The sequence below is a fragment of the Streptomyces sp. SD31 genome (assembly GCF_052068475.1).
In the GTDB taxonomy this organism is placed as follows: domain Bacteria; phylum Actinomycetota; class Actinomycetes; order Streptomycetales; family Streptomycetaceae; genus Streptomyces.
The window spans coordinates 231807-248407 of the sequence record NZ_JBQHCX010000013.1 but is presented as its reverse complement, the minus strand read 5'-3'; the positions used below and the strand labels follow the sequence as shown (position 1 = coordinate 248407).

The 16601-nt window shown below is 69.2% G+C and carries 18 protein-coding genes; 3 read left to right on the top strand and 15 right to left on the bottom strand.

The window, feature by feature from the left end; translation table 11 throughout:
* Nucleotides 1–23: 23 nt before the first annotated feature.
* The 4 genes from ACTMVF_RS27570 to ACTMVF_RS27555 all read right to left on the bottom strand — a co-directional run bounded on the left by ACTMVF_RS27570 (nucleotide 24) and on the right by ACTMVF_RS27555 (nucleotide 4386).
* The gene (locus ACTMVF_RS27570) at nucleotides 24–1391 is read right to left on the bottom strand and encodes a hypothetical protein (protein ID WP_441273787.1); all 1368 of its coding nucleotides are present in this window, start codon (nucleotides 1389–1391) and stop codon (nucleotides 24–26) included.
* A complete protein-coding gene (locus ACTMVF_RS27565) occupies nucleotides 1381–1965 on the bottom strand; it encodes a DUF6114 domain-containing protein (protein WP_441273786.1) in 585 nt (194 codons plus the stop codon). The genes ACTMVF_RS27570 and ACTMVF_RS27565 overlap by 11 nt, the downstream gene beginning before the upstream one ends.
* 142 nt (nucleotides 1966–2107) lie before the next feature.
* Nucleotides 2108–2746, bottom strand: a complete 639-nt coding sequence (locus tag ACTMVF_RS27560; protein WP_441273785.1) for a DUF6230 family protein — start codon at nucleotides 2744–2746, stop codon at nucleotides 2108–2110.
* Between the two features lie 662 nt (nucleotides 2747–3408).
* The gene (locus ACTMVF_RS27555; RefSeq protein WP_441273784.1) at nucleotides 3409–4386 is read right to left on the bottom strand and encodes a tetratricopeptide repeat protein; all 978 of its coding nucleotides are present in this window, start codon (nucleotides 4384–4386) and stop codon (nucleotides 3409–3411) included.
* Between the two features lie 257 nt (nucleotides 4387–4643).
* Between ACTMVF_RS27555 and ACTMVF_RS27550 the strand changes: the two genes are divergently transcribed.
* Nucleotides 4644–5261, top strand: a complete 618-nt coding sequence (locus ACTMVF_RS27550; RefSeq protein WP_441273783.1) for a TetR/AcrR family transcriptional regulator — start codon at nucleotides 4644–4646, stop codon at nucleotides 5259–5261.
* 10 nt (nucleotides 5262–5271) lie between these two features.
* Here the strand turns inward: ACTMVF_RS27550 and ACTMVF_RS27545 are convergent, their stop codons facing one another.
* The 5 genes from ACTMVF_RS27545 to ACTMVF_RS27525 form a co-directional block, all read right to left on the bottom strand.
* Entirely contained in the window at nucleotides 5272–6972 is a 1701-nt protein-coding gene (locus tag ACTMVF_RS27545) for an acyl-CoA mutase large subunit family protein (RefSeq protein ID WP_441273782.1), read from the bottom strand.
* Nucleotides 6973–7056: 84 nt separating this feature from the next.
* Nucleotides 7057–7389 (bottom strand): DUF3817 domain-containing protein, encoded by a 333-nt coding sequence (locus ACTMVF_RS27540; RefSeq protein WP_128434727.1) that lies wholly within the window; start codon nucleotides 7387–7389, stop codon nucleotides 7057–7059.
* Between the two features lie 65 nt (nucleotides 7390–7454).
* On the bottom strand, nucleotides 7455–7964 hold the full coding sequence (locus ACTMVF_RS27535) for a MarR family winged helix-turn-helix transcriptional regulator (RefSeq protein WP_441273781.1): 510 nt from the start codon (nucleotides 7962–7964) through the stop codon (nucleotides 7455–7457).
* Between the two features lie 63 nt (nucleotides 7965–8027).
* Nucleotides 8028–8354, bottom strand: coding sequence for an antibiotic biosynthesis monooxygenase family protein (locus ACTMVF_RS27530; protein ID WP_441273780.1), 327 nt, complete (start codon nucleotides 8352–8354; stop codon nucleotides 8028–8030).
* A complete protein-coding gene (locus tag ACTMVF_RS27525; protein ID WP_441273779.1) occupies nucleotides 8351–9619 on the bottom strand; it encodes a cytochrome P450 family protein in 1269 nt (422 codons plus the stop codon). The genes ACTMVF_RS27530 and ACTMVF_RS27525 overlap by 4 nt, the downstream gene beginning before the upstream one ends.
* Before the next feature lie 160 nt (nucleotides 9620–9779).
* Here ACTMVF_RS27525 and ACTMVF_RS27520 point away from each other — a divergent pair, with 160 nt between their 5' ends.
* Together ACTMVF_RS27520 and ACTMVF_RS27515 are read left to right on the top strand one after the other, a co-directional pair.
* Nucleotides 9780–11411: an FAD-dependent oxidoreductase gene (locus ACTMVF_RS27520; protein ID WP_441273778.1), complete on the top strand. Its 1632-nt coding sequence runs from the start codon at nucleotides 9780–9782 to the stop codon at nucleotides 11409–11411.
* Between the two features lie 88 nt (nucleotides 11412–11499).
* Nucleotides 11500–12465 carry an amidohydrolase family protein gene (locus ACTMVF_RS27515; RefSeq protein WP_441273777.1) on the top strand — a complete coding sequence of 322 codons (966 nt, stop codon included), beginning with the start codon at nucleotides 11500–11502 and terminating at the stop codon, nucleotides 12463–12465.
* A gap of 86 nt (nucleotides 12466–12551) precedes the next feature.
* Here the strand turns inward: ACTMVF_RS27515 and ACTMVF_RS27510 are convergent, their stop codons facing one another.
* Genes ACTMVF_RS27510 through ACTMVF_RS27485 form a run of 6 tightly spaced genes read right to left on the bottom strand, consistent with a single transcriptional unit; the run spans nucleotide 12552 to nucleotide 16585 of the window.
* Nucleotides 12552–12875, bottom strand: a complete 324-nt coding sequence (locus ACTMVF_RS27510) for a TcmI family type II polyketide cyclase (protein ID WP_062715235.1) — start codon at nucleotides 12873–12875, stop codon at nucleotides 12552–12554.
* Nucleotides 12860–13318: an SRPBCC family protein gene (locus tag ACTMVF_RS27505; protein WP_441273776.1), complete on the bottom strand. Its 459-nt coding sequence runs from the start codon at nucleotides 13316–13318 to the stop codon at nucleotides 12860–12862. Before ACTMVF_RS27505 ends, ACTMVF_RS27510 begins: the two co-directional genes overlap by 16 nt.
* 1 nt (nucleotide 13319) lies before the next feature.
* Nucleotides 13320–13586, bottom strand: coding sequence for an acyl carrier protein (locus ACTMVF_RS27500; RefSeq protein WP_441273775.1), 267 nt, complete (start codon nucleotides 13584–13586; stop codon nucleotides 13320–13322).
* A gap of 19 nt (nucleotides 13587–13605) precedes the next feature.
* Nucleotides 13606–14859: a ketosynthase chain-length factor gene (locus tag ACTMVF_RS27495; protein WP_441273774.1), complete on the bottom strand. Its 1254-nt coding sequence runs from the start codon at nucleotides 14857–14859 to the stop codon at nucleotides 13606–13608.
* Nucleotides 14856–16124 carry a beta-ketoacyl-[acyl-carrier-protein] synthase family protein gene (locus ACTMVF_RS27490; RefSeq protein WP_441273773.1) on the bottom strand — a complete coding sequence of 423 codons (1269 nt, stop codon included), beginning with the start codon at nucleotides 16122–16124 and terminating at the stop codon, nucleotides 14856–14858. Before ACTMVF_RS27490 ends, ACTMVF_RS27495 begins: the two co-directional genes overlap by 4 nt.
* Entirely contained in the window at nucleotides 16121–16585 is a 465-nt protein-coding gene (locus ACTMVF_RS27485) for a cupin domain-containing protein (protein WP_369172428.1), read from the bottom strand. Before ACTMVF_RS27485 ends, ACTMVF_RS27490 begins: the two co-directional genes overlap by 4 nt.
* Nucleotides 16586–16601 lie beyond the last annotated feature (16 nt).

The window sequence follows — 16601 nt, the reverse complement described above, 5'->3', positions numbered from 1 at the left end:
TCGGCTCGGTCGGCTCGGTCGGCTCAGTCGGTGATGTAGGAGTGCAGCCCGGGCACGTGCAGGGTGCCGCCGAACTGGCCGGCCTGGACGACCTTCACCTTCGTGAAGTAGATCAGCGGGATGTTCAGCGGCGGCGGGCTCTCGGGGCTGAACGTCAGCGGGATCAGGCCCAGCAGGTTGCCGGAGATGCTCTCCGTGTACATCACGACCTTGCCGTTGCGGAAGGTGGACGTCGAACCCTCGGCCGCCTGCACGTGGTAGGTCTTGCCGGACTGCTTGTCCTTCACCGTCTGGTGCAGGTCGCCGATGTCGACCCCGTCGGAGACGACGTACTTCAGCACCTTCTTGGTGGAGCCGTTGGCCGTCTTCACCTTGACGACGCCCTGGTAGTCGGCGCCCTTGAGCAGCAGCGAACTGGCGTCCAGGAACCAGGGGTCGTCGGGCAGCGGCACGGTGTTGTCGACGCCGCCCTCCTCGTCCGTGGCGGCCGGGCAGTCCTCCGGATCCGTGGTGGAGCTCGCGGAGGGGCTGGGCGAGGCGGTGGCCTCGCCGGCCGCCTCGGTGGCGTCCTGCGCCGCCTCGGACGCCTTGTCGGTGGCGCCCTCGACGGTGTCCTTCACCGTGTCGGTGACCTTCTCGGCGGTGTCCTTGACGGGGTCGGAGGCCTCGGTGGTGTCCTTGCCCGCGGAGTCGGCGGAGTCCGAGGAGCCGGAGGGCGCCTCCTCGCTCGCGCTCGCGGAGGGCGTCGGCGTCGGGCTCGCGCTCTCCTCGGCGGCGGAGCCACCCGTGAAGACGCCGGTGATCGCGTCACCGATGTCCTCCAGCAGGTTGCCGCCGCTCTCCGACGCCGAGGGGCTCGGCGTGGCGGTGCCGCCGGACTGGGCCTCGCTCGTCCTGCTCGGGGAGGGCGTCGGCGTGGGCTCGGTCCCGTCGCCGGAACCTGAATCCGACGAAGATGAGTCGCCCGCGGAGCCAGAAGAACCCGAAGAGTCCGAAGACCCCGAACCGTCCGAGGAGTCGGAGGAGTCCTCGCCGGTGGAGGCCGACGCCGACGGGGTCGGCTCCGTCGCCTCGTCGCTGTCCGTGGACGCGTCGGCGCCCGGGGACGCGGAGGCATCGCCCTCCAGGGCCGCCACGCACTCCTTGTACTCGTCGGCCGTCAGGCTGTTGGACGTCGGCTTCGTCGCGTTGTTGCTGTCGGCCTGGGCGAGGGTGGGTGTGAAGCCCATCCCCATGAGGACCGCCGTGGGCATCGCCGCCAGGGCTATCGCCTTGCCGGCCGGCATGTGGAACCTGGTGAACAGCGGCTTCTTGGGCGCCGCGTGACGCGGCCCGGTTCTCGCACGGGACTTGTCCACCTCAGTCCCGTGGGTCACCTCGTCAGCCGGCACTGTGCCTCCCGTTCGCCCCGTTCGCCGGGCTCGTTCCTGACAGATCGTTCGACTTGCCCCACGCGTCCGTGTCCTGCACGGGCTTGAGGACCGTGGTGTCGGGGTCCAGGCCCTCAGGAGCGCCACCCGTTCCCGTCGTGCCCTGCTGCACCTGCTCCGCGTCGGGCGGCGTGCCCGGGACCCACGACACGGCCATCGCTCCGCCGACGAGGGCGAAGAGGAAGCCGATGAGGAAGCCACCGAGGTTGGACAGCGGGATGGAGACGAGCGCCAGCAGGATCGCCGCTACGCCCGCGAAGGTGCGGACGTGCTTCTGGAACCACAGAGTGAAGCCCAGGACGACGAGCAGCACACCGATGATCAGGGAGCTGGAGCCTCCCGCGGTCTGCATCGCCAGCGTCAAGTGGCCGATCTGGAGGTTCGCGTACGGGAAGTAGGCGATCGGGAGTCCGCCGAACATGACGAACAGACCGGCCCAGAACGGCCTCGTGCCCCGCCAGGCGCGGAAGTTCCGCCGAAAGACCCGGAGGTAGTGCTCGTCACGGCCGGGCGCGGCAGGAGTTTCGGCGCTCATCGAAAACAGCTCCCTGGTACGGCGTTGCTGTGATGGTGGTGCTGTGGTGGTGAGTTGTGGTGCATGTGACCACTTGTGAAGAAAGCGGGCGGAGAGTGGACGGGCGGGGGCGCCATCGGCTCCCCCGCCCGTCACAGAGTGCTTAGTAGCACTCCTTGACACCCGTCGACAGCGACATCTTCAGACCGCTGAGCTTGAAGGTTCCGGCGGTGGTCGCCCACGCCGTCTGCTTCACGCCGACCAGCGTGGCCTTGTCGGCCTGCTGGGCGAACCCGAAGGGGTTGGCCTGCTCGCCGCCGCCCTTCATGCCCGGACCCTTGTTGGCGTCCTTGGCGGCCACACCGATGTCGATGTTCTCGAACGTCGCGTCGGCCTCGAGGTCGGCGACGTCGATGTAGAGGTTCTTGGCCTCGACCGGCTTGTTCGGGTCCTGGCCCGCCCGCAGGATCAGGCTGACGCTCCCGAGGATCGGGACGTCGGGGGTGACCACGGACTGGCACAGGCTGTTGATCGTCGCGGACTTGAAGCCCGAGACGGCGACGGGGTGAACCGTCTTCTTGCCGGTGAGCGTGTAACCCTCGTCAAGAGCGCCGTACTGCGAGAAACCCGTACCGACGAGCTTGTCGGTCGTGACCTTGAACGACTGGCCGGAGACACTGAACGACGCGGCGAGAGCGCCCTGCGCGAGGGCGACACCTATCGCAGCCGTGGCGGCGACGCTGGGCACCATGACCACAGCGAACCGCTTCCATCTGGTCCCGCCACGCACCTGGGACTCCATATTTCCTCCTTCTCGGACGTACATCTCCTGGCCCTGGCTGCCACTGTCAGTTCGACGGCTCAGCCGGGCAGGGATGGGAGAAGTGCTACGTCCTCGGGAAGGAGAGCGCCTGCGCTCGGTGGCGCAAAACGCGCCCGAATCACCGGCGATCACCCCCGAGCGACAACCACTGGTCGCGCCTGACACGCATCACGCACAACCTTGCTGGACAGGCTTCGCCGGGTGGGCGAAGACCCCCCTGTCCAAGAGCCGGCGCCACTGCCGCCGACTCTGCTCGGTGGGGACCCAGGAACTCCCGCGACCCAACCGGCTGTCGGGGTACGGGAATGGACCGAGCGTGGCCGATCGTGGTGCATTCTCGCCGCCCGCACAAGGGGCTTCGTTACTCGGTAGTAACGGCGGGATAACCGAACAACGACCCGCCGGTCTCGATCAGCGACACAGGGTGGTGCCCAGTGACCGGACAAGTCCAGTAATCACCGGACAGAATCTGACAGAACGACGCCTGTGACTTACCCCGAGTAACTGCGGCCGCGATTACCAAGATTTGGTAAAGCGCGGCCGCTTTGATGCCCTGTCGGCAGATCTTTCACTCAGGCAACACGCGCCTGCGCGTTTAGTGACTGGTCAGAACGGGGCCGCCGCCCCGCCCGCGACCACGGTCAGAACAACGCGCGCGCCAGGGCCCTGCGAGCCGCCGCCACGCGCGGATCCTCGCCGCCCACGACCTCGAACAGCTCCAGCAGCCGAAGCCGTACGGCGTCCCGGTCGTCACCCACCGTGCGCTGCACGGTGTCGATGAGTCGCCCGAAAGCGTCCTCGACATGCCCGCCCACCAGATCCAGGTCGGCGGCGGCGATCTGCGCCCGCACATCGGCGGGCTTCTCGGCGGCGTCCTTGCGCACCTGCTGCGGGTCGGCGCCCTGCACCCGCTGGAGCAACTCGGCCTGGGCGAGCCCGAGTTTGGCCTCCGTGTTCGCCGGGTCCTCGCTCAGTACGTTCTTGTACGCCTGGACGGCACCGCCCAAGTCGCCCGCGTCCAGCGCCTGTACGGCGGCCTCGAGCAGCGCGTCGTACGGACCGGACGGCGCTGTGGGAGCGGGTTGGGCGTCACCGGGCTCGGCGTCCGGGTCGACGGTGAGGCCGGTGAGGCCGAACCTCTGCTCGGCGACGGTGACGAGTTGGTCGAGCGTCTGACGGATCTGGGCCTCGCCGGCCGCCCCCTGGAAGAGCGGCAGCGCCTGACCCGCGACGACGGCGAAGACGGCGGGGATCCCCTGCACGCCGAACTGCTGCATCAGCATCTGGTTGGCGTCGACGTCGATCTTGGCGAGGAGGAAACGGCCGTTGTACTCGACCGCGAGCCGTTCCAGTACCGGGCTCAGCTGCTTGCAGGGCTGGCACCACTCGGCCCAGAAGTCGATGACGACGGGCACCTCGGCGGACCGCTGGAGGACGTCCCGCTCGAATCCCGCCTCATCCACATCGATAACAAGATCGGCGGGCGATACGGCGCCGGTGCCCCCGCCCTGCCGGGCGGCCTCGACACGCGCCTGCTCCGCCTTCGCCTTGGCCTCCTGGGCCGCCTTCACCGCGGCGAGGTCGACGACTCCGCTCATGGACATGTTCCGTGGCTGCATGCGTCTATCCTCCCCCGTACCCCGCGCACACGTGAAAAGCACCGTGAAAGCCGGTCGGGCCTGATGCTGTTCCCTGATGCTGTTCCGACGCCGGGTCCCCACCCACGCCGAGCGTGCGGTCGCTCGCGTACGTCCATCGCAAGCTTTCGCTACGAGTCGTAGCGTAATGGCATCGAGTGCCTCCGCGACACCACGCCCCGGTGATCTCCCTCACGACCTCACGGAATCCCCCGATATCGCGGGGATATGGTCGTGGGATGCAGAGCCGCACCTCCGCCGCCCGCCCCGGCCGCCCGCGCAGCGCCGCCGCGGCCCCGGCGATCCTGGCCGCGACGCGGGAGGCGCTGGTAGAGGTGGGCTGGTCCAAGCTCACCCTGGGAGACGTGGCGACGCGCGCCGGGGTTGCGAAGACGACCCTCTATCGCCGCTGGTCCGGCAAGAACGAGCTGGTGGTGGACGCAGTCGCGGAACTCTTCGACGAACTGGAACTCCCCGACAGCGGGAGCCTCGCCGCCGACATCGAGGGCGTGGTCCTGCAGTTCGCGGCGATCCTGGCCCGCCCCGAGGCCAGGAGCGGACTGATGGCGGTGGTGGCGGAGTCGACGCGGGACGAGGCGCTGCGCGAGCGCATCCGCCGGTCCATCGTCGACCGCCAGAAACGCCTGGTCCTCCAGGGCCGCTCCCGGGCCCAGAGACGCGGCGAACTCCCCCCGGAGACGGATCCGGAGGAAGCCGCACGCACAGCCGACCTCATCTTCGACGTGGTGGCGGGCGCGGTGGTCCACCGCACCCTGGTGAGCGCGGAGCCGGCGGATGAGGAGTGGGTACGCAGCTTCACGCGCGTCCTGCTCCTGGGCCTCACCGGAGCCTCCTAGCTCAGCACATTCAGAACCCTGCCGGCTCCGTGTACACCCCCCACTCGTCGCGCAGCACCCCGCAGATCTCGCCCAGGGTCGCCTCGGCCCGGACCGCGTCCAGCATCGGCTCGATCATGTTGCCGCCGTCCCGCGCGGCGGCGAGCATCGCGTCGAGCGCGGCCCGCACGGCACCGTCGTCCCGCGCGTCCTTGCGGGCACCCAGCACCCGCACCTGCTCCCGCTCCACCTCATGGCTCACCCGCAGGATCTCCAGGTCGCCGGTGACGGAACCGGTGTGGGCGTTGACCCCCACGACCCTCTTGTCACCCTTCTCCAGCGCCTGCTGATAGCGGAACGCCGACTCCGCGATCTCCCCGGTGAACCACCCGTCCTCGATCCCCCGCAGAATCCCGGACGTGATCGGCCCGATCGGGTGCCGCCCGTCGGGATGCGCCCGCAGCCCCCGCTCCTTTATCTGCTCGAAGATCTTCTCGGCGTCGGCCTCGATCCGGTCGGTCAGCTGCTCGACGTACCACGAACCACCCAGCGGATCGGCCACGTTGGCGACCCCGGTCTCCTCCATGAGGACCTGCTGTGTGCGCAGGGCGATCTCCGCGGCCTGCTCGGAGGGCAGCGCGAGGGTCTCGTCGAGGGCGTTGGTGTGCAGCGAGTTGGTCCCGCCGAGCACGGCCGCGAGCGCCTCCACGGCCGTACGCACCACGTTGTTGTACGGCTGCTGCGCGGTCAGCGAGACGCCGGCGGTCTGCGTGTGGAAGCGCAGCCACTGCGCCTTGTCGCTCCGCGCCCCGTACACGTCGCGCATCCAGCGCGCCCAGATCCTGCGCGCGGCACGGAACTTGGCGATCTCCTCGAAGAAGTCGACGTGCGCGTCGAAGAAGAAGGACAGGCCGGGGGCGAAGACGTCGACGTCCAGTCCCCGCGACAGGCCCAGTTCGACGTACCCGAACCCGTCCGCCAGCGTGTACGCCAGCTCCTGCGCGGCCGTCGATCCGGCCTCGCGGATGTGGTAGCCGGAGACGGACAGCGGCTTGTAGTCGGGGATGCCGGCCGCGCAGTACTCCATGAGGTCGCCGATGAGGCGAAGGTGCGGTTGGGGCTGGAAGAGCCACTCCTTCTGGGCGATGTACTCCTTGAAGATGTCGGTCTGGAGGGTGCCGTTCAACAGGGACGGGTCGACGCCCTGCCGCTCCGCCGCCACCAGGTACATGCAGAAGACGGGGACGGCCGGCCCGCTGATCGTCATGGACGTGGTCACATCGCCCAGCGGGATGTCCTTGAACAGGACCTCCATGTCGGCGGCCGAGTCGATGGCGACCCCGCAGTGCCCGACCTCGCCGAGCGAGCGCGGATCGTCGGAGTCGCGGCCCATGAGCGTCGGCATGTCGAAGGCGACCGAGAGACCGCCGCCGCCGTTGCCGAGGATCATCTTGTACCGCTCGTTGGTCTGCTCGGCGTTCCCGAACCCGGCGAACTGCCGGATGGTCCACGTCCGCCCTCGGTAGCCGGTCGGATACAGCCCGCGGGTGTAGGGGTACTCCCCGGGCCAGCCGATCCGCTCGAAGCCCTCGTACCTGTCCCCGGGTCGGGGTCCGTACACGGGCTCCACGGGGTCCCCGGAGAGCGTGGTGAAGTCTGCCGTGCGCTTGCGTGCGGCGTCGTACCGGGCCTGCCAGCGACGGCGGCCCTCCTCGATGGCGTCAGCGTCCATACCTTCGAATTTACTAGGGCGTCCAAGTAAATGTCGATGGCAGAACCGCCGTACGCGTCCGTACGGCGGTTGCGTCAGGCTTCGTCAGGCCTTGGCGACAGCCGGGACCGGCTCGCTGACCAGGGGTTCGACCTGGCGGGTGACCTTGCGCTCGACGAAGAAGGCCGCGAAGGGGATCGTCCCGGAGAGCAGCACCCACAGCAGCTTGCCGAACGACCACTTGGCCTTGGAGCCGAGGTCGAAGGCGAAGACCAGATAGATGATGTAGAGGAAGCCGTGGACCTGGGAGACGGCGAAGGTGACGTCCTCGCCCATGTCGAAGCCGTACTTGAACACCATGCAGGTGCACAGCACGAGCAGCATGACGGCGGTGACGTAAGCCATCACCCGGTAGCGGGTCAGGACGCTCTTCTTCATGCGTACGAGCGTAACCACCCGTTCCGGGAGATCTTGCCCGGGGCCCCGGGTCGGCTTTCCGGAGGTCAGCCCTCTTCGAAGTCGTGCGCCGCCACCCGCAGCGGGCGCAGCATGGCGAAGATCTCCGCGCACTCCTCGGCGTCGTACACCCCGAGGCCGAAGTCCATGGCCATCAGGTCACGGGTGGCCGCCTCGACGACCTCGCGGCCCTTGTCGGTGATGGAGGCGAGCGTGCCACGCCCGTCGTTGGGGTTGGGGCGCTTGTCGACCAGGCCCGACTTGACCAGCCGGTCGACCGTGTTCGTCACGGACGTGGGATGCACCATGAGCCGCTCGCCGATCTTGGACATCGGCAGTTCGCCGGCCTTGGAGAAGTTGAGCAGCACCAGCGCCTCGTACCGCGCGAACGTCAGGCCGTACGGCTTGACCACCGCGTCGACCTCGCCGAGCAGGATCTGGTGCGCGCGCATGATCGAGGTGATGGCCGCCATCGACGGCACGTTGCCCCAGCGCTGCTTCCAGAGTTCGTCGGCGCGGGCGATGGGATCGAAGGGAAGACTGAGCGGCTTCGGCACGGGACCGACCTTACCGGCCGGTCACATGCTGGTCAGCCCCGTCTCGTCTTTCGGTCCGGCCGCTCAGGCGGCCACTGTCTCCTTCACCTGGAAGACCGCCGTCCACCGGTCGTCGTGCAGGCAGGCATTCATCGGCTCGACCAGGGTCCGGTGCTCGGGGTCGGTGCGCCACCGCTGGACGGCTTCGAAGCTGTCCCACTCGCTGGTGAGCAGCCATTGCGCGGGATCGTCCAGGGAACGGCACAACTGTTCGCCGAGGTGTCCGGGGAATCGCGCGGCCCCCGCGAGTACGTCCTTGTAGGACTGCACGAAGTCCGCTTCCATCCCGGCGCGCACGCGCAGCAGTCGGATCACCCGCACCCGCTCCGGGGCCGAGGGGCCGCCCGTCATGACGGGTCGAGGACGACCGGGAGTTCCGCGAGCCCGCGGAAGGCGGGGAACGGCACGGTCAGCCAGCGCGCGTCCTCCGGCGCCACGGCCAGCTCCATGCGGGGGAAGCGCGCGAAGAGCGAGGTGAGGGCGGTCTGCATCTCCAGCCGTGCCAGCGGCGCGCCGATGCAGTAGTGCGGGCCGTACCCGAAGGCGAGATGCGTCGCCTGGACGTTCGGCCGCTGGACATCCATCTCGTCCGGCGCCGCGAACATCTCCGGGTCCCGGTTGGCCCCGGTGATCGAGATCTGGACGAGCGCTCCCTTGGGGATGAGCTGGTCACGGATCACGATGTCTTCCTTCGCGTGACGGAAGGTGGAGTTCTCCACGGAGGTCTCGAACCGGAAGATCTCCTCGATCGCCGCGTTCATGGCGCTCGCGTCCCGGAGCGCCAGTTCCTTCTGATCCGGCCTGCTGAGCAAGTGGTAGACGGCGTTTCCGATCTGGTACGCCGTCGACTTGTGGCCCGCGAAGAGGAGCACCCACGCCGTCGAGACGAGTTCGTGGTCGGTGAGCGAGCCCTCCTGGTCCTGGGCCGTGACGAGGGCGCTGAGCAGACCTCCGTCCGGCTCACTCCGCTTCCGTGTGCACAGCTCCGCGAGATAGTCGCGCAGGTTTCCCTCGGCGATTTCCAGCGCCTTTCGCGCCTCCGGTCCGAAACCGGTCTGCGCGACGGTGGCGGACCATTCCTGAGCCTGTTTGCGTTCGTTTTCCGGAACGCCCAGGAGTTCACAGATGACGTGCAGCGGCAGCGGGAAGCAGAACTCCGGGAGCAGGTTCACCGGACCCGAGGTGGGACATTGGTCCAGTAGGTCATCGGTGATCTCCTGGACGCGCGTACGCAGCGACTCCACCCTTTTCGGCGTGAAAGTGCTGCCGACGATCCTCCTGAGCCTGGTGTGCTTCGGAGGGTCCGAGAAGAGCATGTTGTCGTCCAGCGCGATCGACGAGTCACCGAAGATGCGGTGGTAGGCGTCGATGGCGCCGTACATGTCCTTGCTCAGCCGGGGGTCGGCCAGGGCGGCACGCGCGTCGTCGTATCGCGTGATGAGGTACGTCTCGACACCGTGCGGCGGAGACAGTGGGCAGACGGGCGCCGTCTCCCTGAGCGCGGCGTACACGGGGTGCGGGTTGGCCCGAAACTCCCGGGTGCAGTTCGAGGCCGCGGTCGCGGCCTCCTCGGGCGACAGTGCCTCGGATTCCTCGGATGCGAACGCTTGCGTCATGACTGGATCCCCGGGGTAGGCGTGGATTCCGGCGGTCGGATTCCGTCGGTCAGAGCCACCGTTTCCCGGGCGACACCACGCCGCAAACGGCACTGCGCCATACGGGTCGGCTCGTCGTACGACGTGTGTGTGACAGTCCGGCTTGGTAAACATCGTCGACGTGAGCGGACACGAAGCGGAATCTGTACCAATTCTCATCGTCGGCGGATCCCTGGTGGGTCTTTCCACTTCGGTTTTCCTGGGGCGCCTCGGTATCGAGCACATGCTCGTGGAGCGCCATGCCGCGACGTCGACGCATCCGCGTGGCCGCGGCAACAACGTGCGCACCATGGAGATTTACCGGACCGCCGGCCTCGAATCACGTATTCGGGACGCGGCTCGCGTGCTCGCCGGAAACGACGGCATTCTCCAGGTGGACACCCTCATCGGGAAGGAGCGCCGCTGGATCATCGGGGACATCGCCGGGGGCATGGACGTCTCGCGGGTCAGCTCCTCGGACTGGTGCCTGTGCAGTCAGAACGATCTGGAGCCGGTCCTGCTGAGCTACGCCACCGAGCAGGGTGCCGACATCCGCTTCAACTCGGAGATGCTCTCCTTCACCCAGCACGGCGAGGGCGTGCGGGCCCGGATCAGGCACCGGGAGACCGGTGAGACGTACACGGTGAACGCCGACTTCCTGGTGGCCGCGGACGGCCCGAGGAGCCCCGTCCGCAACCAGTTGGGGATCGGCCAGTCGGGGCCGGGCGAGCTGTTCCACAACGTCAGCGTCACCTTCCGCAGCAGGGCGCTGAAGCACCACGTCGGAGAGAAACGATTCGTCGTCTGCTATGTCACCGACCCCCAGGGCGAAGGTGCCTTGCTGCCGGTGGACAACGAGGAGCGCTGGGTGATCCACGTCCCCTGGCATCCCGACCGGGGCGAAGAGCTGGAGGACTTCACCGACGAGAGGCTGGCGGCGCACATCCGTGCCGCCGTCGGCGTCGCGGACATCGACGTCGAGATCACGGGCAAGGCGCCCTGGCACGCGTCGAAGCGGGTCGCGGACAGCTACGGCGAGGGCCGGGTCTTCCTGGCCGGCGACGCGGTCCACGAGATGCCGCCCACCGGGGCGTTCGGCTCCAACACCGGGATCCAGGACGCCCACAACCTCGCCTGGAAACTGGCCTCGGTGCTCCGCGGCTGGGCGGGCCTGCCGTTGCTCGACACCTACGAGCGTGAACGACGGCCCATCGCCCTCGCGACGGGCACGCGCGCGTGCGTCCAGGCGGCCGACGAGCAGCACCCGGGATTCAGTCCCGCCGCGGGACGCAACGACGACCCGGCGGACCTGATGACCGTCGCCCTGTGCTACCGGTACGCGTCCCCTGCCGTGCTGGACGCCCCCGCGGACCGGCCGATCGTCCCCGACGCCTTCCAGCTGGGCGGCGAGCCGGGGAGCCGTGCGCCGCACATGTGGGTGACGAGAGGGGGCGGCAGGATCTCCACGCTCGACCTGTACGAGCGTTCCTTCGTGCTGCTCGCCGGGTCCGGCGGGCAGAAGTGGCGGACCGCGGCGGAGAAGGCCTCCTCGAACCTGGGCCTCCCGGTCGAGGTGTACCTCGTGGGCACGGGCCCCGACCACGACCTCGCCCCCGACGCGGACGCCGACTGGGCGGAGCTGCACGGCACGGCCGAGGACGGTGCCGTACTCGTACGCCCCGACGGTTTCGTCGCCTGGCGTGCGGACGCCGCCATGCCGGACGCCGATCGCGTGCTGACCAAGGTGCTGCAGTCCGTGCTCTGCCGCGACTGAAGCCCCGCCTCCCCTGACTGACGCCACCCTGCCCGACCGCACCCCGCCTGCCCCCTCCCACTGAACGACCCACCCCTAGGACGTTGTTATGACCCTTGCCGGACGCGTCGACGTCCACCACCACTTCACCGCCCCCGCCTGGCTGGACTGGGCGGAGGAACGAGGCGTGGTCAACCGCGAGAAGCTGCCCTGGTGGACACGCTGGGACCTGGACACGGCACTGGAGGTCATGGACAAGAACGGCATCGGTACGTCCGTCATGACCGTCGCGATGCTCGGCCGGCTCCGTGAGCGCGCGGAGCGCCAGGAGAGCGCACGCGTCGCCCTGCGGGCGGCGGCCGACGTCGTCGAGAGCCACCCCGCGCGCTTCGCCTTCTTCACGCCCGTGTTCCTCGACGACCTGGAGCTCTCCTCGTGGAGCCTGCGCCACGGTCTCGACGAGCTCGGAGCCATCGGGGTGAGCACGCGCACGAGCATGGACGGCGTGGTGCTCGGCGACGAGTCGCACGACCGCCTGCTGCAGGAGCTGAACGACCGGTCCGCGGTCATCAGCACGCACCCCATGGACGTACCGGCCGGGAAGGACGGTGCTGCGGGACTGCCGGGAATGCCGCCCTTCGTGTGCGACTTCCTCATGGACACCACGCGTGCGGCCATCAACCTCATCAGGAACGGCACCCTGGACCGCTATCCGAACCTCAGCTTCATCCTGCCGCACGGAGGGGGCTTCCTCCCCTACATGGCCACCCGGCTAGAACTCTTCGGCGGGCGCATCACCCCCGCCATCGAGCCCGGCCGGGTCCGTGACTACCTGCACCGGTTCTACTTCGACACGGCGGGCCCCATGTCCCCCTCCGCCACGCCCACCCTGCTGACGACGGTGGACCCCGGCCGCATCCTCTTCGGCACGGACTGGCCGCCCACCCCCGCGCATGTCATCGCCGACAGCGTGACGCCCGCCCTGGACAGCGACCCGTTTCTGTCGGAGGAGCAACTCGAGGGCATCAACCGGGAGAACGCGCTTCGGCTGATGCCGGGGCTCGCGCGGCAGTGACCGGCTACGCGCGTCTGTGACCGACTGTCACCGGAACGCCGCCGCCCGCGCCTGGTTCAGCGCGGGCGGCGGCGTTCGTACGTCGTTCAGTCCCGCTGCCAGTGGTAGAAGCGCCGCGCCATCGCGTCCTTCGGACTCCGCCAGGTCTGCGGGTCGTACGGGCTGACGAACGCTTCGAGCCTCCTGCTGATGTCGACGAACTCGGGGTGCCCGGCCACCTTCGCGATGGCGGGGCCCGGGTCCTGCTCGGCCTCGATGAAGTGCATGTACACATCGCCGAACTGGAAGAGGGAGCGCTGGGTCACACCGACGAGGTGCGGGAGTTCGCCGCGGTCGGAGGCCGCGAAGACGTCGGCGATGTCCGGTGCCGACTGCGGCGCCATCCGGGCGACGATCAGGGCGTGGTGCATGAGACCTCCTCGATGCGGTCGCGGATGAGGGCCATCTGGATGGGCGAGTTGCGGTTGATGATGTCGGTCATCCCGGCGTCGTCGACCGGGGCGTCGGGCTTCATGGCGAAGTCCTGTGTCCAGTGCATCCGCGTGCCGTCGGGGGTCTCCTCGTACTCCCAGACGATGTTCATGTACTCGAAGGGCCCCGTCTCGACCCTGCGGGCGCGGACGATGAGCTTCTCGCGGTCGGCGACCCGTTCCGAGACCCAGCTCCACACCTTGCCGTTCTCGTCGGGGTGCATGGTCAGGCGGAAGGTCACCGTGTCGCCCTCGCGGGACAGCACCTCGCAGGAGGCGTACTCGCTGAACAACTGCGGCCATCGGTCCAGGTCGTTCGTCATGTCCCAGACGAGGTCGACGGGTGCGGCGATGGTGATCTCGTTCTCCGTGTGTCCGGCCACCTCAGGCTCCCGTCGTGAGTGCGCCGTTGACGAGGTCGAGGAAGGCGCGGGGGGTCTTGCAGCGCTCCGCGTCGGTGGGGAGCGCCCGGCCGTGCCGGTTCTCCAGCTCGCCCACGATGCCGAGGAGGCCGAGCGAGTCCAGCCCGAACTCGGCGAACGGGGCGTCCGCCCGGCGCTCGAGTTCCTGCGGGTCGACGGTCACGCCGGCGGCCTGCTTCATCAGCGCGGCCAGTTCCTCTACGGTCAGTTGGGTCACTTCAGTGGTCATGCCTGTTCTCCTTGTCGTTCTATGCAGCGGATCCGGGGCCGCGGCGTAGCACGAGCGCCGCGTTGGAGCCCATGAGGCCCCGGCTGAGGACCAGGGCCGTGCGGAGCTCGGCCGGGCGTGCCGTGGCGGTCACCAGGTCGATGTCGTGGCAGACGTCGAAGACGTTCGGGGTCGGCGGTATCTGCCCGTGCTCCATGGCCTGCACCGCGGCCACGATGTCCAGCAGGGGTGCCCCGCAGTAGGACCGCCCGATGCCGGCCTTGGGGGCCGTGACGGGCACCTTGGTGCCGTGCGGGCCGAGGGCGTCGGCGAGGGCGAGGGCCTCGGCGCGGTCCGCCTCCGGGACGCCCAGCGCGTCGGCGAAGACCACGTCGATCTCCTCCGGTGCGCAGCCGGCCTCGTCGAGGGCGCCGCGGATGGCGTGCGCGAGCCCCTCCCGTGACTGCTCCCAGTGCGAGGCGCCGGTGAAGGTGGCGCAGTGTCCGGCCACGGTGGCCCGGACGGTCGCGGCACGGCGCTGGGCCCGCTCCAGGTCCTCCACGATCAGCACCGCGCCGCCCTCCGCGGGCACGAAGCCGCAGGCCGCCGCGGTGAAGGGACGGTAGGCGCGCGCCGGGTCCTCGACGGTGCTGAGCTCGGGGTATCCGAGCTGGCAGACCCCCGAGTAGGGGGCAAGCGGCGCCTCGGCCGCCCCGACCACGACCACGTCCGTTCCCCGCTGCACGGCTTGCGCGGCGTGCGCGACGGCGTCCAGACCGCCCGCCTCGTCGCTGGCCACGACCCCGCAGGGGCCCTTGAAGCCCTTGCGGATGGATATCTGGCCGGTGCTGGCCGCGTAGAACCAGGCGATGGACTGGTAGGGCCCGACGAACCGGGATCCCTGTCCCCACAGCTTCTGCAGTTCCCGCTGACCGAACTCACCGCCGCCGGAGCCGGCCGCGGTGACCACACCGACGGAGTACGGGGAGTCGGCGGCGGTGCTGCTCAGTCCCGCGTCCTGCAGGGCGGCGTCGGCGGCGGCCAGGGCGAAGTGGGTGAACTTGTCGGTCTGGACGAGGAAGGTCTCCTCGATGAGGGCCGACGCGTCGAATCCGCGGACCTCGCCGGCGACGCGGAGCGGAAAGTGCTCGCAGCCGTCCCGGGTGATGCGGTCCAGGACGCTCGCGCCCTCCTTGACGGACTTCCAGTAGGTGTCGGCGTGCAGGCCGTTGGGCGCGACCACTCCGATGCCCGTGACGGCGGTGTGCCGGGGGCGTATGCCACTACCACTCATTTCGTCCTCCCACCCGGCCCCGTGAGGAGCACCGCGGACTGGAAACCGCCGAAGCCGCTGCCCACGGAGAGCACGTGGTCGAGCCTGCGCGGGCGTGCGGTGCGCGGTACGTAGTCCAGGTCGCACTCGGGGTCCGGGGTCTCGTAGTTCGCCGTGGGCGGCACCACCTGCCGGGCCAGGGCGAGCACACAGGCGACGACCTCGATCGCGCCGATCGCCCCGAGCGAGTGGCCCACCATGGACTTGATCGAGCTCATGGGTGTGTCGTAGGCGTGGGAGCCGAGGGATTTCTTGACCGCGGCGGTCTCGTGACGGTCGTTCTGGCGGGTGCCGGAGCCGTGGGCGTTGACGTAGTCGATGTCGGTGGGGTCCACGCGCGCGTGGTCGAGCGCGGCGTCGATGGCCCGGGCCATCTCCAGTCCCTCACTGGTCAGCCCGGTCATGTGGTAGGCGTTGCCGAAGGTGGCGTAGCCGCCGATCTCGCAGTACACGTGCGCGCCGCGCGCGCGGGCGTGCTCCAGTTCCTCCAGGACGAGGACGGCGGCGCCCTCGCCCATGACGAATCCGTCGCGGTGGGCGTCGAAGGGGCGGGAGGCGTGCTCCGGGTCGTCGTTGTTGGGCGAGGTGGCCTTGATGGCGTCGAAGCAGGCCATGGTGATCGGGGAGATCGGCGAGTCCGACGCTCCGGTGATGCAGAGGTCGGCGCGGCCCTCCTCGATGGTGTGGAAGGCGTAGCCCACGGCGTCGAGCCCGGAGGTGCAGCCGGTGGAGACGGTCTGCACCGGTCCCTGGGCGCCGAACCGCTCGGCGACGTCCGACGCCAGCGTGCTGGGCGAGAAGGCGCGGTGCAGGTACGGGTTCGCGGCGCGGTGGTCGACGTCCCAGCGCTGCCCGCCTTCGCTGACCAGGACGTAGTCGTGCTCCAGCCGGGTCGTGCCGCCCACCGCGCTGCCCAGGGACACGGCCACGCGCCAGGGGTCCTCGGCGCCGAAGTCGACTCCGCTGTCGGTGACGGCCTCTGTCGCGGCGACGAGGGCGAACTGGATGTACCGGTCGGCGCGTTGGACCAGTTCGGGTTCGAGTCCGTGGGCGAGCGGGTCGAAGTCGCACTCGGCGGCTATGCGGGACCGCAGTCCCTCGGGGTCGAACAGGGTGATGCCACGTGTCGCGGTACGGCCGCTCGCGAGGAGGTCCCAGAACGCGGGCACCCCTATGCCTCCCGGAGCGACCACGCCTATGCCGGTGACCGCCACCCGCCGGGTCATGAGAGGACCCCGCGCCGTTCGGGCCGCCCGCTCTCCTCCTGGACGAGCGGGTACGGCTTGAGGTCGTCGCTGATCTCCGGGGCCTCCGTGTCGACGTGGCCGAGGCTCGGCTTGGGGGCCAGCGGGCTCAGGTGGAAGACCATCCGGGCTTCCTCGTCACCGACGTTGCGGAAGCGGTGCCGCATGTCGATGGGGATCATGAGGCCCTGGTCGGCACGGAGGGAAAACGTTTCTCCGTCCAGGTCGACCTCCAGCCTGCCCTCGACGACGTACACGAACTCCTCGGAGTACGGGTGGTAGTGCTCGCTGATGCGTTCGCCGGGCCGCATGATGGCGAGGCCCATGAACCCGCTCGTGGCTCCCACCGTGACCGGGGTGAGCAGGGTGCGCAGGTCGCCACCACGCTTGCGGTTGGGCTCGATCTCGTTCACGTCCACGACGCGCGGGCGCATCTTCTCCATGGTCTGTCTCCAGGTC

What these genes read in the sequence shown, in the direction of transcription:
- ACTMVF_RS27565 (WP_441273786.1), bottom strand. Translation starts at nt 1,965, where the DNA reads ATGAGCGCCGAAACTCCTGCCGCGCCCGGCCGTGACGAGCACTACCTC.
- ACTMVF_RS27560 (WP_441273785.1), bottom strand. Translation starts at nt 2,746, where the DNA reads ATGGAGTCCCAGGTGCGTGGCGGGACCAGATGGAAGCGGTTCGCTGTG.
- ACTMVF_RS27555 (WP_441273784.1), bottom strand. Translation starts at nt 4,386, where the DNA reads ATGCAGCCACGGAACATGTCCATGAGCGGAGTCGTCGACCTCGCCGCG.
- ACTMVF_RS27550 (WP_441273783.1), top strand. Translation starts at nt 4,644, where the DNA reads ATGCAGAGCCGCACCTCCGCCGCCCGCCCCGGCCGCCCGCGCAGCGCC.
- ACTMVF_RS27545 (WP_441273782.1), bottom strand. Translation starts at nt 6,972, where the DNA reads ATGGACGCTGACGCCATCGAGGAGGGCCGCCGTCGCTGGCAGGCCCGG.
- ACTMVF_RS27540 (WP_128434727.1), bottom strand. Translation starts at nt 7,389, where the DNA reads ATGAAGAAGAGCGTCCTGACCCGCTACCGGGTGATGGCTTACGTCACC.
- ACTMVF_RS27530 (WP_441273780.1), bottom strand. Translation starts at nt 8,354, where the DNA reads ATGACGGGCGGCCCCTCGGCCCCGGAGCGGGTGCGGGTGATCCGACTG.
- ACTMVF_RS27525 (WP_441273779.1), bottom strand. Translation starts at nt 9,619, where the DNA reads ATGACGCAAGCGTTCGCATCCGAGGAATCCGAGGCACTGTCGCCCGAG.
- ACTMVF_RS27515 (WP_441273777.1), top strand. Translation starts at nt 11,500, where the DNA reads ATGACCCTTGCCGGACGCGTCGACGTCCACCACCACTTCACCGCCCCC.
- ACTMVF_RS27510 (WP_062715235.1), bottom strand. Translation starts at nt 12,875, where the DNA reads ATGCACCACGCCCTGATCGTCGCCCGGATGGCGCCGCAGTCGGCACCG.
- ACTMVF_RS27500 (WP_441273775.1), bottom strand. Translation starts at nt 13,586, where the DNA reads ATGACCACTGAAGTGACCCAACTGACCGTAGAGGAACTGGCCGCGCTG.
- ACTMVF_RS27495 (WP_441273774.1), bottom strand. Translation starts at nt 14,859, where the DNA reads ATGAGTGGTAGTGGCATACGCCCCCGGCACACCGCCGTCACGGGCATC.
- ACTMVF_RS27490 (WP_441273773.1), bottom strand. Translation starts at nt 16,124, where the DNA reads ATGACCCGGCGGGTGGCGGTCACCGGCATAGGCGTGGTCGCTCCGGGA.
- ACTMVF_RS27485 (WP_369172428.1), bottom strand. Translation starts at nt 16,585, where the DNA reads ATGGAGAAGATGCGCCCGCGCGTCGTGGACGTGAACGAGATCGAGCCC.